11 protein-coding genes are annotated in these 13,030 nt (G+C 71.7%); 7 read left to right on the top strand and 4 right to left on the bottom strand.

Features of this window, described 5'->3' with window-relative positions; translation table 11 throughout:
• The first annotated feature begins 188 nt into the window (after positions 1 to 188).
• Positions 189 to 1,547, top strand: coding sequence for a phosphoglucosamine mutase (gene glmM, locus ACFW2E_RS26885; RefSeq protein WP_384469640.1), 1,359 nt, complete (start codon positions 189 to 191; stop codon positions 1,545 to 1,547).
• Here the strand turns inward: glmM and ACFW2E_RS26880 are convergent.
• On the bottom strand, positions 1,544 to 2,491 hold the full coding sequence (locus tag ACFW2E_RS26880) for a DUF389 domain-containing protein (RefSeq protein ID WP_384469639.1): 948 nt from the start codon (positions 2,489 to 2,491) through the stop codon (positions 1,544 to 1,546). The two genes, glmM and ACFW2E_RS26880, sit on opposite strands and share 4 nt — an antisense overlap.
• 31 nt (positions 2,492 to 2,522) lie before the next feature.
• Positions 2,523 to 3,491 (bottom strand): type I pantothenate kinase, encoded by a 969-nt coding sequence (coaA, locus tag ACFW2E_RS26875; protein ID WP_384469641.1) that lies wholly within the window; start codon positions 3,489 to 3,491, stop codon positions 2,523 to 2,525.
• Between the two features lie 409 nt (positions 3,492 to 3,900).
• Between coaA and glmS the strand changes: the two genes are divergently transcribed.
• A complete protein-coding gene (glmS, locus tag ACFW2E_RS26870; RefSeq protein ID WP_384469638.1) occupies positions 3,901 to 5,748 on the top strand; it encodes a glutamine--fructose-6-phosphate transaminase (isomerizing) in 1,848 nt (615 codons plus the stop codon).
• A 52-nt stretch (positions 5,749 to 5,800) separates the two neighbouring features.
• Here glmS and ACFW2E_RS26865 read toward each other — a convergent pair whose 3' ends face one another.
• Both ACFW2E_RS26865 and ACFW2E_RS26860 read right to left on the bottom strand, forming a co-directional pair.
• Positions 5,801 to 7,585 carry a M16 family metallopeptidase gene (locus tag ACFW2E_RS26865; RefSeq protein ID WP_384469637.1) on the bottom strand — a complete coding sequence of 595 codons (1,785 nt, stop codon included), beginning with the start codon at positions 7,583 to 7,585 and terminating at the stop codon, positions 5,801 to 5,803.
• Between the two features lie 15 nt (positions 7,586 to 7,600).
• Entirely contained in the window at positions 7,601 to 8,563 is a 963-nt protein-coding gene (locus ACFW2E_RS26860; protein ID WP_384469636.1) for a hypothetical protein, read from the bottom strand.
• Between the two features lie 333 nt (positions 8,564 to 8,896).
• Here ACFW2E_RS26860 and ACFW2E_RS26855 point away from each other — a divergent pair, with 333 nt between their 5' ends.
• The 5 genes from ACFW2E_RS26855 to ACFW2E_RS26835 all read left to right on the top strand — a co-directional run.
• A complete protein-coding gene (locus ACFW2E_RS26855; RefSeq protein ID WP_384469635.1) occupies positions 8,897 to 9,256 on the top strand; it encodes a hypothetical protein in 360 nt (119 codons plus the stop codon).
• Between the two features lie 245 nt (positions 9,257 to 9,501).
• Positions 9,502 to 9,873 carry a holo-ACP synthase gene (locus ACFW2E_RS26850; protein WP_384469634.1) on the top strand — a complete coding sequence of 124 codons (372 nt, stop codon included), beginning with the start codon at positions 9,502 to 9,504 and terminating at the stop codon, positions 9,871 to 9,873.
• 46 nt (positions 9,874 to 9,919) lie between these two features.
• Positions 9,920 to 11,350: an NAD(P)H-hydrate dehydratase gene (locus ACFW2E_RS26845; RefSeq protein ID WP_384469633.1), complete on the top strand. Its 1,431-nt coding sequence runs from the start codon at positions 9,920 to 9,922 to the stop codon at positions 11,348 to 11,350.
• A 75-nt stretch (positions 11,351 to 11,425) separates the two neighbouring features.
• On the top strand, positions 11,426 to 12,337 hold the full coding sequence (locus ACFW2E_RS26840) for a L,D-transpeptidase family protein (protein ID WP_384469632.1): 912 nt from the start codon (positions 11,426 to 11,428) through the stop codon (positions 12,335 to 12,337).
• A gap of 48 nt (positions 12,338 to 12,385) precedes the next feature.
• Positions 12,386 to 13,030: alanine racemase (locus ACFW2E_RS26835; RefSeq protein ID WP_384469631.1), on the top strand; the 645-nt coding region annotated here is incomplete at its 3' end.

The following is a 13,030-nucleotide window of genomic DNA, read 5'->3' as shown; positions in this document are numbered from 1 at the left end:
GGCACGCCACAGTGCCGCCGGGGCGTTCGTTTATCACACATCTTTGGGTCTAATGGCACAAGACGCTCAAAGGCTTGTGTGATCGGATGTTCAGGCATGGAATGCCTGGGATGCGGAGCCGCACCGATCCGGCATCGAACCATCGAATGCCTACGGCTTCCGAAACTGACGCTTCCTCAGGAGGACAAGTGGGACGACTCTTCGGCACGGACGGCGTGCGCGGTGTCGCCAACGCGGACCTGACGGCCGAGATGGCGCTCGGCCTGTCCGTCGCGGCGGCGCACGTGCTGGCCGAGGCGGGAACCTTCGAGGGCCACAGGCCGAAGGCGGTGGTCGGACGGGACCCGCGCGCGTCCGGGGAGTTCCTGGAAGCCGCCATGGTCGCGGGCCTGGCGAGCGCGGGCGTGGACGTGCTGCGCGTCGGTGTGCTCCCCACGCCCGCGGTGGCGTACCTGACGGGTGCGCTCGGCGCGGACCTCGGTGTCATGCTCTCCGCCAGCCACAACGCCATGCCCGACAACGGCATCAAGTTCTTCGCCCGCGGCGGTCACAAACTCGCCGACGAGCTCGAGGACAGGATCGAGGCCGTCTACGAGGCCCACCGGCACGGCGAGCCCTGGGAGCGGCCGACCGGCGCGGGCGTCGGACGTGTGCGCTCGTACGACGAGGGCTTCGAGCAGTACGTCGCCCACCTCCTCGGCGTACTCCCGAACCGCCTCGACGGCCTGAAGATCGTCCTCGACGAGGCGCACGGCGCGGCCGCCGGTGTCTCGCCCGAGGCCTTCTCGCGGGCCGGTGCCGAGGTCGTCACCATCGGTGCCGAGCCGGACGGCCTCAACATCAACGACGGCTGCGGCTCCACCCACCTGGACAAGCTCAAGGCCGCCGTCCTCGAGCACGGTGCCGACCTCGGTGTCGCGCACGACGGCGACGCCGACCGCTGCCTGGCCGTGGACCACACCGGCGAAGAGGTGGACGGCGACCAGATCCTGGCCGTGATCGCGCTGGCGATGCGGGAGCGTTCCGCCCTGCGCTCCGACACCGTCGTCGCGACCGTGATGTCGAATCTGGGCTTCAAGCTGGCCATGGAGCGCGAGGGCATCCACCTCGTGCAGACCGCCGTAGGTGACCGCTACGTCCTGGAGGAGATGAAGGAGCACGACTTCGCCCTCGGCGGCGAGCAGTCCGGCCACGTCATCGTCCTCGACCACGCCACCACCGGCGACGGCACGCTGACCGGCCTGCTGCTGGCGGCGCGGGTCGCGCAGACCGGCCGCTCGCTCAAGGACCTCGCGGGCGTCATGGAGCGACTGCCGCAGGTACTGATCAACGTCCCGGACGTGGACAAGTCCCGGGTGAAGACGTCCGCCGACCTGGCCGCCGCCGTCACCGAGGCGGAGCGGGAGCTGGGCGAGACCGGGCGGGTGCTGCTGCGCCCCTCGGGCACCGAGCCGCTGGTGCGCGTCATGGTCGAGGCCGCGGACATCGACCAGGCCCGCTCGGTCGCCGGGCGCCTGGCCGACGCGGTGAAGTCGGCCCTCGGCTAGAACCGGGGCGCCTGCGCCGTACGTTCCCGCTGCCTGGCCCAGAACCACTTCTGGGCCAGCAGTGTGAGCGTCCCGGCCAGGATGATGCCCAGCAGGTTCAGCAGCAGTTGCTCCGTGGAGCCCCAAGCCTGCTGGTATTCCGTGAATGCGAAGGCCACGGCCGCGTTCGCCGCGGCCGGGACCGTCGTCACCGAGATCGCCACGCCCACCAGAGCACCCGACTTCGCCGACGTCAGCGACAGGGTGCCGGCGACGCCCGCCAGGACCGCGACGACGAACGAGAACGCGTCCGGCCGGTAGATGAAGTTGGTGTTCGGCCGCTCGGCCTCCAGCTGGACCTTGGTGAACAGATCCACGGCGTCCATGAAGTACGTGAAACCGACTGTCACCAGCAGGGCCGCCGCGAAGCCCACGAGCAGCGCGTTCAGCGAGCGCACCGCGAGCCGCGGGGCACGCTGGACGAGCGCCGTGCACAGGCCCGCGAGCGGCCCGAACTCCGGCCCCACCGCCATGGCGCCCACGATCAGGATCGCGTTGTCGAGCACCACACCGCAGGCCGCGATCATCGTGGCGATGGTGAGGAAGGCGACGTAGGTGACGGACAGCGTCGACTCTTCGTGTGTCGCTTCCTCCAGGTGCTCCCACAGCACCGCGTCCGCGCTCTCGCCAGGCGCCTCCTCCTCGGCCTTGTCGGCCCGTCTGGACAGCGACAGATCAATGTTCTCGACCGCGATCGAGCCGTTGTCGTCGATGCCCGACGCGCGCAGTGCCCCGATGAGCTCGTCGCCCGCCTCGCGTGCCACGTCGCACATCACGACGTCCCCGGCCGGGTTGCGCGCGGCACCCGGCAGCACTACGAGGTGAGTGGTGCCCACTGTCCGTTCTATGAGCCGGACCACTTCGTCGGTGCGGTCGGCCGGGGTGATCAGGCGCAGATGTAGCATGACGCCTTTTTAACAGGCCTCCATGAACACGTCACAGCTTGCGCAGCCGCAGCCGCTGCACCTTGTGGTCCTGGCCCTTGCGGACGATCAGGGTGGCGCGGCCCCGGGTGGGGGCGATGTTCTCCACCAGGTTCGGCTTGTTGATCGTCCGCCACAGGGTGCGGGCGTAGTCGAGGGCCTCCTCCTCGGACACCTGCGTGTACTTGCGGAAGTACGAGTCGGACTTCTGGAAGGCCGTCTGGCGCAGCTTCTTGAACCGGTTGAGGTACCAGCGCTCGATGTCCTCGGTGCTCGCGTCGACGTACACGCTGAAGTCGAAGAAGTCCGCGAGGCCGACCCGGGTGCGGCCGTCCTTGCCGGGCAGGGCCGGCTGGAGGACGTTCAGGCCCTCGACGATGAGGATGTCGGGGCGGCGGACGGTGAGCTTCCGGTCCGGGACGATGTCGTAGATCAGGTGGGAGTAGACGGGGGCCGTCACCTCGCCCTTGCCGGCCTTGATGTCCGCGACGAACCGGGTGAGCGCACGCCGGTCGTACGACTCGGGGAAACCCTTCCGCGACATCAGGCCGCGGGCCTCCAGCTCCTTGGTGGGAAGCAGGAAGCCGTCCGTCGTCACCAGTTCCACGCGCGGGTGCTCGGGCCATCGGGAGAGCAAGGCCTGCAGGAGGCGGGCGACCGTGGATTTGCCCACGGCCACGGAGCCCGCGACGCCTATGACGAACGGCGTGCCCGACTGGGACCCCTGCTCGCCGAGGAACGTGTTCAGCGCCCCTCTGAGTCCGTCGGTGGCGCCTACGTAGAGATTGAGGAGACGGGACAGCGGGAGGTAGATGTCCCGCACCTCGTCGAGGTCGATGACGTCGCCGAGGCCACGCAGCTTCTCGACCTCCTCGGCGGTGAGCGGCAGCGGCGTCTTGTCGCGCAGCGCGCTCCACTCGGCACGGGTGAGGTCCACGTAGGGAGTCGCCTCCGGCCGCTGCCGGTGGGCGCTCCGGGGCATCGAGGAGACCGGAGAGATCACAGTCCATTGTTAACGGAGTTTGAACGGGGGTGCGGGTGGGGTGCGTCACGTGGGCTTGCCCTGTGCGGCATGGAGCGGGCCCCGCCGAGGCCGGTCTGGTTGTAGAAGCTCTTGTCGCCCTCGGGCGGCCGGTGGAGATCGGTGACGGTGAATCCGCCGGGGGCTCGCGGCCCGAACTCCGAACTCCGCTCTTTCAAGGAGGTTCTGTGCGTTCCCCGTGCGTACGGGTGGTGTCGAGACGTGGATCCCGTGGATGAAGACGGCTGGTCTTCGCCCCTGACGAACGGTGGACCCGCCCGCCGCGGTCATTCGTACTCTGGTGGGAATTTCCGATTTCGGGCACGCGGCGCCTACTTTCGCACCGGCACCGGCCCCTAGGCTGCGCCACATGTGCGGAATCGTGGGATACGTGGGGTCGCAGTCGGCGCTCGATGTCGTGATGGCCGGGCTGAAACGGCTCGAGTACCGGGGGTACGACTCGGGGGGCGTCGCCGTGCTGGCGGATGGCGGTCTTGCCACCGCGAAGAAGGCAGGAAAGCTGGTCAATCTGGAGAAGGAGCTGGTCGAACGGCCGCTGCCGAGCGGTTCGACCGGCATCGGGCACACCCGCTGGGCCACGCACGGCGGTCCGACCGACGCCAATGCCCACCCGCACCTCGACAACGCGGGCCGGGTCGCGGTCGTGCACAACGGGATCATCGAGAACTTCGCGCTGCTGCGGGCCGAGCTGGCGGAGCGTGGGCATGAGCTGGCCTCCGAGACGGACACCGAGGTGGTCGCCCATCTGCTCGCCGAGGAGTATTCCGTGACCTCCGACCTCGCGGAGGCCATGCGGCTGGTGTGCCGGCGGCTGGAGGGCGCGTTCACCCTGGTCGCGGTGCATGCCGACGAGCCCGGTGTGGTCGTCGGCGCGCGCCGGAACTCCCCGCTCGTGGTGGGCGTTGGAGAGGGCGAGGCCTTTCTCGCCTCGGACGTCGCCGCGTTCATCGACCACACGCGGTCGGCGGTCGAGCTGGGTCAGGACCAGGTGGTGGAGCTGCGCCGGGACGGCGTGACGGTGACCGGTTTCGACGGCCGCCCGGCGGAGGTGCGCTCCTATCACGTCGACTGGGACGCGTCGGCAGCGGAAAAGGGGGGTTATGACTACTTCATGCTCAAGGAGATCGCCGAGCAGCCCAAGGCGGTCGCCGACACCCTTCTGGGCCGTATCGACGCGGCGGGTTCACTGACCCTGGACGAGGTCCGCATCGGCGCCGCCGAGCTGCGCGAGGTGGACAAGGTCGTCATCGTCGCGTGCGGTACGGCCTTCCACGCCGGGATGATCGCCAAGTACGCCATCGAGCACTGGACGCGCATCCCGTGCGAGGTGGAGCTCGCCAGCGAGTTCCGCTACCGGGACCCGATCCTCGACTCACGCAGCCTGGTCATCGCCATCTCCCAGTCCGGCGAGACCATGGACACCCTGATGGCCCTCCGCCACGCCCGCGAGCAGGGTTCCAAGGTCCTGGCGATCTGCAACACGAACGGCTCGACCATCCCGCGCGAGTCGGACGCGGTGCTCTACACACACGCCGGGCCGGAGGTCGCGGTCGCGTCGACCAAGGCGTTCCTGACCCAGCTGGTGGCCTGCTATCTGGTCGCGCTGTACCTCGGGCAGGTACGGGGCACCAAGTGGGGCGACGAGATCGGGGCCGTCATCCGGGACCTGTCGCAGATCTCCGTCGAGGTCGAGCGGGTCCTGGAGACGATGGAGCCGGTGAGGGCGCTCGCGAGGTCCCTGGCCGACAAGCGGACGGTGCTCTTCCTCGGGCGGCACGTGGGCTACCCGGTGGCACTGGAGGGCGCGCTCAAGCTGAAGGAGCTCGCCTACATGCACGCCGAGGGCTTCGCGGCGGGCGAGCTCAAGCACGGGCCGATCGCGCTGATCGAGGAGGACCTTCCGGTCGTGGTGGTCGTCCCGTCCCCGCGCGGCCGCTCGGTCCTGCACGACAAGATCGTCTCCAACATCCAGGAGATCCGGGCGAGGGGCGCGCGCACCATCGTGATCGCGGAGGAGGGTGACGAGGCGGTGGTCCCGTACGCCGACCACCTGATCCGCATCCCGGCGACCCCGACCCTGCTGCAACCGCTCGTCGCGACGGTGCCGTTGCAGGTCTTCGCCTGCGAACTGGCCACCGCCCGGGGCAACGAGGTGGACCAGCCCCGGAACCTGGCGAAGTCGGTGACGGTGGAGTAGCCGGCGTTCCTTGGTGCCGCCCCGGCTGTGCCGGCCGGGGCGGGCCCGGGAGTCAGCCGCGGTCGTGCTTGATCCGGTGGTACACCCGGCGGGTGTAGCCGATCACCAGGGTGGTCGGCAGGATGGCGCGGGCGAGGTGGATCCACGCCTCGTGGGCCGAGTCGGACGTCTGGACCACGGCGATCAGGAGTCCCAGGCCGAACACCACCTCCGCCGCCACCAGGAGGACGAACCAGCCGGGCAGGCGCCGGAGGTCCGGAGCCGCCGTCTTCCCGCCGGCGTCGCCCCCGGCCTGGTGCACGGGCGTCTGCCCGGTCTCCCGCTCGCGCGGCCGCGGGATCCGCTCCGGGTCACGGGCCGGCAGCGGGACGACGGCGTCGGCGGGGACGGCCGCGTCCAGCGCCGCGATCCGCTCGGCCGTGACGTCCCGGAAAAGGGTCGGTTCGACGGCCACCCGGAAGCCGTCGAGGCCGGTCAGGACGCGGGCTCCGTCGGGACGGGTGGTCATCGCGGCGCAGGCGTCGTACCGCACGGTGACCGGGCCGTCCGGCAGGAGCAGACTCACCCCCTCGGCGCCGATGACCAGCGTGACGTCGTCACGCTCGAGCGACCGGTGCGGGGTGCCGGTGACCGCGGACGACGAGAACCGCGGGGCGGCCGCGAAGCCCGCCCAGTCGGCGCCGCGGGTGGGCACCTGGAGCAGCCCGCCGTCCCACGCCTCGCGGGCGACCTCGCGCAGGTCGGCCACCGTGACCGCCCGCAACTCGGCCCGGTGCTGCTCGGGGGAGAGGAGCCGGTGGCCGATCAGCAGGTTGAGCGCGTACGACGGCAACAGGGCGGCCCCGAGGTCGGGAGCGTCGTACCGCTTGAGCGACTTTGCGCGCACGGAGTCCAGCTCGGCCTGCTCGATGCGGCCCGCACGCAGCCGGGCGAGCGTGTCGACGAACGCGCCGACCACCGCGTCCTGCTTCTCGGGCAACGCGTCCGCGTACGCGGTCAGGGTGGCGAAGCCGGCGTCGCGCGGCGTGTAGTCGGCCGCCGCCTTGTACGAGTAGCCGCCCTCCTGGCGCAGTTCCTGGAACAGGGCGCGGCCCAGGACGTCGGCGAGGACGGCGGCCGCGGTGGAACGGCGCAGCACGGCGTCGAAGACGACGTGGCCGTCCTCGCCAGGGATGTGCGCGGGGGTGACGGGCAGGGCGCTCGACGCGGCCGGTACCGGGATACGGCGGCCGGCGGGCAGGGTGAGGTCCAGGCCCTCCGGCACGTGGTCACCGGTGATCCACACCACCGCGTTGTCACGGGTGAAGCGGGTCGCGGCCCAGTTCCTCACCTGGTCGGCCGTCAGACCCCAGGTGCCGGGTTCGTCGTAACCGGACAGGCCGTAGCCCTGGGCGCCGTAACGCCACAGCGGCATCTGGTGGTTGACGCCGTTCGCCCGGCCCGCGGCCTCCGTGCGGAGGATTTCCTTCTCCGTCTCCAGGCGGTCCAGCGGCAGGTCGCGCAGGGCGGCGCAGACGTCGTTGAGGTACGTGACGACCTCGTCCTCGCCGCCGGTGACGTGGAAGAGGGTGTACGTGTCCGCCGTGGCGCCGTTGTGGTGCGCCTCGGACCTGCCCAGGCGGTGCAGCGCCAGGTGTTCGACGAGGTGGGTGACACCGGAGGTGGCCAGGGTCTCGTCGGCCCGGCCCACGCGGAAGAAGAGGCCGGCGGTGATGTCGCCGGGGCGCGCGGCGTAGAGGGTCGGGATGCCCTGGGTGGTGGTGTGGGAGACCAGGCCTTCGAGGGCGTCGAGGCCGGAGTCCTGTACGGAGACGTCGCCGTTCGTTTCGGTGGTCATGTCGGCGCGTCCCCCTCAGCCCTCTGCCAGCGCGTACTTGCGGTACTTGACGAACGAGTCCGCCGGAGCCGACAGATAGTGCCAGGGGAACTCCGTTGGCCGGTCACCGAGTTCACGGAAGTGCGGCGCTGCGTCGGCGTGGTGGCCGCCCAGCGAGAACGCCATCGCGAACGCGTTGTGCGCGCCGCGTCCGTACCAGCCGGGCCGGTGGTCGGGGTGCCGTACGGAGGCCTGGGCGGCGAGGCGCAGGTCGTTGCGGACCGCCACGTCCCGCATGTACACCGCTGCCCCCGCGCCCTTCAGCTCCAGCCAGTGCTCCAGGTGGGCGTGCGCGACCAGGGCGCCGGAGTACGAGCCGTCGGGCGCGGCGGCCACGGCCTCCTGGGCGAATCCGTGCGCGGCCTCCCAGGAGCCGCCCCACTTCGGGCACAACTGCTGGAGCAACTGCGTCTGCGCCGGGTAGTGGTGCGGATGGTGGCGGGAGAGCCGGTCGTAGCGGCGGCGGGCCTCGGCCTGACCCAGCTCCAGGCCGCGGGCGGTGAGCAGTCGTACGGTCCAGGCGTGGGCGTATGCCGGCTGCTCGGCGCACACCTCGATCAGGATCTGCTCGGCCCGCCGCAGCCACTCGTGAAACCGGTCGAACTGCTCGCGGGAGACGTGCTCGGCCTGGGCCCTGCTGCGGATGCCCCAGCCGACGCGGACATAGTGGTCGGCGAGCAGGGTGCGCGGCAGCGGCGCGTCCGGGTGACGTGCCGCGGCGCGCCGCAGAAAGCCCTCGATGCCGTCGGTCCCGGCGACGAGCCCCGAGGCGAAGGAGACCTTCTCGGCCGAGTCGAGGGTCGCGAAGCAGGCCTGCACGGCGTCCCAGTCGGCCTTGCCGACGGCCTCGCGCAACGGGACGAGTTCGGGCACGTGCTCGTACTGGTCGAAACGCGGCCCCGGAGACCCCGGTCTGTCGCCGCCCGTCGCGGTGTTCATGGCTGTCCCCCTGGCGTTCGCCCAACGGCGGCGCACCGACTTTCCCCCGGGCGCACCGACGTGGGTTGACGTGTACAAGTCGCCGCAGGTTAGCAGGGAGCCGTGACGCGATGGGACGCAGTTTTGGGGGGTGTTGAGGACGGGCGAGGGCTGGCGCAGGTCCGGTCGTGCGTCGACCTGTTGGGGCTGGCAGCCGCTGGCCAGAGGCGGCAGGGGCGAGGTCGTGTGGTGCGAACCGGCCGCGGCGGCCTGAACGTTTTGCCGCCGCTCGCAAGAGCGAACGCCCCCCGATCTCCCGGGCAACCCATCCCCTGATCCACCCAGGTTGCGCGCATGGTCACATCAGCCCATGAGGGCATGCACCGCATCTTCCAGGAGCGGCCACAGATCCTGACCCCCGTGTTCGGGTTGCCGGGCGTTCCGTTGTCCGCGAAGGCGACCGTGGACGCCGGCACCACGGATGTGACGGAGACCCGTCCACTGGAGCGCCGCGTGGACACCGTGCTGCGTGTCGAACCGTCCGATGGCACAGACCCCGAGACCGCCGACCACTTCTTCGACTTCCTGGAAATCAGCCTGGGTAACACCCCAGTCGGACAGAGACTGAAGGAAGTCATGTCGTTCGTCAGCTACTTCCCCGGCCGGGGAACGGTCCGTGAGACGGCCTTTCCTCGAAGGCAGGGTCGAAGGTGAGGCCAAGGGTGAGGCCAAGGGAGTCCTGCGCGTGCCGGAAGTGCGCGGAAGATCTCTTCACCGAAGACCCGCGGGTTCCGGGTACCAGTCCTGAGCGGACCTGAGCGTCGGTCGGCCGGCAGAGTCTCCGGCCCGGCACGGATGAGTTCACCCGTTTCCTCGGCCTGACCACCGCCGAGCACGAGGCGGACCCCGCCACGGAGAGGCCGAGCCCGCGGTCGCCGGAGCGAACGTAGAGTGCCCGGATGAGCATCATCGGGGTTGGTATCGACGTGGCCGAGATCGACCGGTTCCGGGCGTCCCTGGACCGTACGCCCGGGCTGGCCGATCGGCTCTTCGTGGAGAGCGAGTTGTATCTGCCCAGTGGGGACCGCCGGGGCATCGCCTCGCTCGCGGCGCGGTTCGCGGCGAAGGAGGCGCTCGCCAAGGCGCTCGGGGCACCGGCGGGCATGCTCTGGACCGATGCCGAGGTGTACGTCGAGGACAGCGGGCGTCCGCGGCTGCGGGTACGGGGAACGGTGGCGGCGAGGGCCGCGGAACTCGGTGTGCAGTCGTGGCACGTGTCCCTGAGTCATGACGCGGGGGTGGCGTCGGCGGTGGTGGTCGCCGAGGGATGACCGGACCGGGTGCGGCCCCGAGGGATTTCGGGGCAGACTCGACCGCATGCGGACTGCGTACAGCGTGGAGACGGTACGGACGGCCGAGCGTGAGCTGATGGCCCGGCTTCCGGAGGGCGCGCTCATGCAGCGCGCCGCCGCCGGACTGGCCGCCGCCTGCGCCGACTTGCTCGGCCGGGTCTACGGCAGCCGGATCGTGCTGCTGGTGGGGAGCGGGGACAACGGGGGTGACGCCCTGTACGCCGGGACTCGCCTCGCCCGCCGCGGGGCCGGCGTGACGGCCGTACCGCTCGCCCCCGACCGCACCCACCCCGGCGGGCTCGCGGCGCTGCGCAGGGCCGGCGGCGCGGTCGTCCGGCCCGCTGACGCCGGGGAACTCCTCGAGCGGGCCGATCTCGTCGTCGACGGCATCGTCGGGATCGGCGGCAAGGGCGGGTTGCGGCCGGAAGCCGTGCCGCTGGCCGCCGCGGCCGGACGGTCCCGGGCCGCCGTCGTCGCCGTCGACCTGCCGAGCGGTGTCGAAGCGGACACGGGCGAGGTGAAGGGCTCCGCCGTCCGGGCCGATCTCACCGTGACCTTCGGGACGCACAAGCCGGGACTGCTGATCGATCCGGCGCGGGAGTACGCAGGGTCCGTGCGGCTCGTCGACATCGGGCTGGAGCTGCCGCCCGTGGCGGAGCTGGAGGCGCTGCAGCACGCGGACGTGGCCCGGCTGCTGCCGGTGCCCGCGGCGGAGAGCGACAAGTACCGGCGGGGCGTCGTAGGTGTCGCCGCCGGGTCGGCCCGTTATCCGGGGGCGGCCGTGCTCGCCGTCGCCGGAGCGCTGCGCGGCGGGGCGGGAGCCGTGCGGTACGTCGGACCGGCCGGCGACGCGGTGATCGCCCGCTTCCCCGAGACGCTGGTCTCCGACCGGGGACCGCACAAGGCGGGGCGCGTCCAGGCCTGGGTCGTGGGGCCGGGGGCCGGGGACGACGCGGCGGCCGTGGCGGAGGTGCTGGCGGAGGACGTGCCCGTGCTGGTCGACGCGGACGGGCTGCGGCTCGCGGAGCGCGACGCGGTCCTGGGGCGTACGGCGCCGACTCTGATGACCCCGCACGCCGGGGAGGCGGCGGCGCTGCTCGGCGTGCCCCGGGAGGACGTCGAGGAGGGCCGGCTGACGGCGGTGCGCGAACTGGCCGCGCGCTACGGCGCGACCGTGCTGCTGAAGGGATCGACGACCCTGGTGGCCGACGCGGCCGGCGGGGCCGTACGGGTGAACGCGACCGGAACCTCCTGGCTCGCCACGGCCGGGAGCGGTGACGTGCTGTCCGGGCTGGCGGGGTCGCTGCTCGCGGCCGGGCTCCCGGCACTGGACGCCGGGAGCGTGGCCGCGTATCTGCACGGGCTCGCCGGGCGCTACGCCTCGGACGGGGCACCCGCCGGGGCGCACGACGTGGCGGAGGCGATTCCGGAGGCCTGGCGGGACGTGCGCGGCTGAAGCGGGGTCCACCCGTCGGGTGACCCGACCGCGCGGCTCCCGGGATCCGCAGCGGCGGCAGGTTTGTCTGATCGCATGATCCGCAGACGAACCGGGCTCGGCAGACGCGTCAGACACCGGGGCATCGTCGTGCTGCTCGCCGCGGCGACCGCTCTCCCCGTCGCGGGTACGGCGGCGGCCCTCACCCCCGTACCCGCGGCCTCCGGCCCCGAGACCGAGCTGGTGCCCGGTGTGGCGCCGGGGCCGGGGCAGCCCTGGCAGTTCGACACGCCCGACCAGATGCTGCCGCCCAAGGTGTACACGCCCAGCGCAGCGGAGGACGCGGTCGAGCCGCGGGAGGCGGCGAAGGGAACGTACGACCTCATCGAGTACGTCCCGCTGGGCGACGCCGTGTCCAAGGTGTCGTGCAGCAAGCAGACCGGGCTCTACCAGCGGCAGGTCGAGCGATGGCTGAAGCGGAAGGTGGACGGCAGGCAGTCCACGGGGGACTGCAAGGCCATCCAGGCCTTTCAGAAGAAACACGGCATCAAGCCCGCGACCGGCTTCGCCGGACCCGTCACCTGGTCCCGCATGATGCTCCTCTCGGCACGGAAGAATCCCGACGCGGCCAGGAAGTGCCCCGTACGGACCTACCGGGTCGCCTGCGTCGACCTGGGTCGGCAGCTGACCTGGGTGCAGAAGGGCGGCAAAGTGCTCTTCGGCCCCGTGCCGATGCGCAGCGGACGGGCGGGGCACCGGACCCGCGGGGGCTGGCACACGGTCTACTGGAAGCACAAGAACCACTGGTCGACGCTCTACAACCAGCCCATGCCCTATGCCCAGTTCTTCGACGGCGGACAGGCCTTCCACGCCGTCTACGGCAGCATCTACACCACCGTCGGCTCGTGGGGCTGCGTCAACCTCGAACTCCCCGACGCGCGCAGGCTGTGGAGCGTGCTGAAGAAGGGCGACCGGGTGTACGTGTGGGGCCGTCGGCCGGGCACCTAGGGCCTGCGATCCGGGGCCGTCGCGGGCCTCTGAGACACTGGGGGCGCGATGAGTAAGACAGCACCTGCGCCGACCGCGCCCCTGCGCGCCCGCGCCGAGATCGATCTGGCCGCCCTGCGGGCCAACGTCCGCGCCCTGCGCGCCTTCGCGCCGGGCGCGGCCCTGATGGCCGTGGTCAAGTCCGAGGCGTACGGACACGGGGCGGTTCCGTGTGCCCGCGCGGCCGTAGAGGCGGGCGCCACCTGGGTCGGCACGGCCACTCCCGAGGAGGCCCTCGCGCTGCGCGCGGACGCCGGGCTGCCGCCGGACGTGCGCGTCATGTGCTGGCTGTGGACCCCGGGCGGGCCCTGGCGGGAGGCCATCGAGGCGGACGTGGACGTGTCCGTCAGCGCCATGTGGGCCCTGCGGGAGGTCACCGAGGCGGCCCGCGCGGCCGGGTCGCCCGCGCGCGTGCAGCTCAAGGCCGACACCGGGCTCGGACGCAACGGCTGCCAGCCCGGCGACGACTGGACCGAACTGGTAGGCGCGGCGCTCGGCGCCGAGCGCGAGGGGCTCATCCGCGTCACCGGCCTGTGGTCCCACTTCGCCTGCGCCGACGAGCCGGGGCATCCCTCCAGCGACGCCCAGCTCACCCTCTGCCGGGCGAGGCTGGCGTACGCGGTGGCGCGGGGCGACCGTCCCGAGGTGCGGCAC

It is taken from the genome of Streptomyces sp. NPDC058964 (assembly GCF_042741275.1).
In the GTDB taxonomy this organism is placed as follows: Bacteria; Actinomycetota; Actinomycetes; order Streptomycetales; family Streptomycetaceae; genus Streptomyces.
The sequence above is the reverse complement of the archived record's forward strand: the minus strand, read 5'-3'. Positions and strand labels throughout refer to the sequence as shown.

Bases quoted from the DNA above. Each gene is read 5' to 3' on its own strand.
- ACFW2E_RS26845 (WP_384469633.1), top strand. From the start codon at position 9,920: ATGCGGACTGCGTACAGCGTGGAGACGGTACGGACGGCCGAGCGTGAG.
- ACFW2E_RS26850 (WP_384469634.1), top strand. From the start codon at position 9,502: ATGAGCATCATCGGGGTTGGTATCGACGTGGCCGAGATCGACCGGTTC.
- glmS (WP_384469638.1), top strand. From the start codon at position 3,901: ATGTGCGGAATCGTGGGATACGTGGGGTCGCAGTCGGCGCTCGATGTC.
- ACFW2E_RS26860 (WP_384469636.1), bottom strand. From the start codon at position 8,563: ATGAACACCGCGACGGGCGGCGACAGACCGGGGTCTCCGGGGCCGCGT.
- ACFW2E_RS26840 (WP_384469632.1), top strand. From the start codon at position 11,426: ATGATCCGCAGACGAACCGGGCTCGGCAGACGCGTCAGACACCGGGGC.
- coaA (WP_384469641.1), bottom strand. From the start codon at position 3,491: ATGCCCCGGAGCGCCCACCGGCAGCGGCCGGAGGCGACTCCCTACGTG.
- ACFW2E_RS26880 (WP_384469639.1), bottom strand. From the start codon at position 2,491: ATGCTACATCTGCGCCTGATCACCCCGGCCGACCGCACCGACGAAGTG.
- ACFW2E_RS26855 (WP_384469635.1), top strand. From the start codon at position 8,897: ATGGTCACATCAGCCCATGAGGGCATGCACCGCATCTTCCAGGAGCGG.
- ACFW2E_RS26865 (WP_384469637.1), bottom strand. From the start codon at position 7,585: ATGACCACCGAAACGAACGGCGACGTCTCCGTACAGGACTCCGGCCTC.